At 71.6% G+C, this 1,826-nt stretch carries 3 protein-coding genes; 1 reads left to right on the top strand and 2 read right to left on the bottom strand.

From position 1 onward, the window contains the following. On the bottom strand, positions 1-271 hold a 271-nt coding region (locus tag B9G38_RS16865), incomplete at its 3' end, for a DUF5822 domain-containing protein (RefSeq protein ID WP_086221136.1). A 136-nt stretch (positions 272-407) separates the two neighbouring features. Between B9G38_RS16865 and panB the strand changes: the two genes are divergently transcribed. Then, positions 408-1,214, top strand: a complete 807-nt coding sequence (panB, locus tag B9G38_RS16860) for a 3-methyl-2-oxobutanoate hydroxymethyltransferase (protein WP_086221135.1) — start codon at positions 408-410, stop codon at positions 1,212-1,214. A 34-nt stretch (positions 1,215-1,248) separates the two neighbouring features. On the opposite strand, the gene B9G38_RS16855 is transcribed toward panB, so the two are convergent. Next, positions 1,249-1,826 (bottom strand): CPBP family intramembrane glutamic endopeptidase (locus B9G38_RS16855; RefSeq protein WP_086221134.1); only part of this gene is annotated, 578 nt, incomplete at its 5' end.

Here is a 1,826-nt window from a genome sequence, read left to right as displayed (position 1 = left end):
GACCGAGGCCGCCGTCGGCGTCCTCGCCGCTCCCGCCGTCGCCGGCCTCGGTCCGCCTCGCGTACAGCGCGACGGCGACCGCCGTGACGAACCAGATTGGGGCGCCGACCCGGACCGCGAACGCGGCGCGCGCGCCCCACGAGTCGAGGGTCACGGCGGTCGACAGCAGGGCCGCGACGGGGGCGCCGACGAGGATGGTGACGACGAACGTCGTCTGCATCACCCACGCGTAGTCGACCCCCTCGTACTCGGCCCGCTCGACTGGTTGCACGCCCCGGACTCCGCGGCGGAGCGGCAAATCGGTGGCGGTCGGCGGCGGTGCCGTCGGATCCGAGTCGCCGCCCACCCGTCGCGCCGCCTTTCCGGTTCCCGACGATTTTACGGCGTCGCGCGGGTGACTCCGAGGTATGACAACGACGCGGGGACTGCGGGACGGCGACGATCCGATCACGATGCTGACCGCCTACGACGCCCCGACGGCGGCGATCGTCGACGAGGCGGGGATCGACGTCGTCCTCGTCGGCGACAGCATGGGCAACGCCGCCCTCGGCTACGACTCCACGCTCCCCGTCACGTTCGACGAGGTCGCGAGCCGGACGGCGGCGGTCGCGCGCGCAACAGACGACGCCCTCGTCGTCGCCGACATGCCCTTCCTGTCCTTCGGCGTCGACGAGGCCGACTCCGTCCGGAACGCCGGCCGCCTGCTGAAGGAGGCGAACGCGGACGCCGTGAAGATCGAGAGCGGCCCGCACACCGTCGAGACGACGCGGCGGATGGCGGAGGTCGGGATCCCGGTGATGGCGCACCTCGGCTTGACCCCACAGCACGTGAACCGGCTCGGCGGCTACACCCGACAGGGGACCGAGCAGGAGGCCGCCGAGGAGATAATCGAGCTGGCGGGCGACCACGCCGACGCCGGCGCGTTCGCGCTCGTGTTGGAGCACGTCCCGGCGAACCTCGCGGGGGCGGTGACCGAGGCGCTGGACATCCCGACGATCGGCATCGGCGCCGGTTCCGACTGCGACGGGCAGGTCCTCGTGATCAACGACGCGGTCGGTCTCGGCGAGTGGTCGCCGCCGTTCGCGAAGCGGTTCGGCGACGTACGCGGGGAGATGATCGACGCCGTCGAGGCGTACAGGGACGCCGTGACGAGCGGCGAGTTCCCGGCGGCGGAGCACTCGCACGTCGAGGACGAGTTAGACGACCTGTACTGAGGCGCGGTCCGCTCGCCGTCGCCCCGACGGCCCCTCAGACCGGGAGGAACCCGAGGACCGCCGGCATCGCGTCCGGACCGACCTGCGTGACGGTGACGTAGAGGACGGTGAATATCACGGCGTTGTGGAGGCCGTGGAGCAGCGCGGGGACGACGAGGTTTTCGGTGTACTCGTACACCGCGCCGAACACGAGGCTCGGCACGAAGAGGATCCCGACGGTCGTGAGCCGCGCGGAGAGCCCCCCGGTCAGCGCCATCACGTGGATGACCGCGAAGATCGCGGCCGAGAGCACGATCGACGGGGCCGCCGGCAGCGACTCGCGGAGCCGCCCCTGGACGACGCCGCGGTAGAGGATCTCCTCGCAGGGGCCGATGACGAGGAACGAGGCCGCGATGAAAAGCGGGATGATCGCCGGGTTCCCCATCGCCAGCTCGGCGCTCTGGTTCGCGGCCGTCTCCGTCCCGAGCAGCTGGACGCTCGTCGAGACCACGAGGATCAGGACCAGGATCCCGACCCAGCTGCCGAGGACGCTCCCGATCTCCTTGCGGCTCGGCCCCCGGACGCCGAGGTACGAGACGATCCTCCCCCTGTCGCAGCCGCGACCAGCGAGGT

The sequence above is a fragment of the Halorubrum sp. SD612 genome (genome assembly GCF_002135005.1).
This window is presented reverse-complemented; position numbering and strand designations above follow the sequence as displayed.

What these genes read in the sequence shown, in the direction of transcription:
- panB (WP_086221135.1), top strand. Translation starts at nt 408, where the DNA reads ATGACAACGACGCGGGGACTGCGGGACGGCGACGATCCGATCACGATG.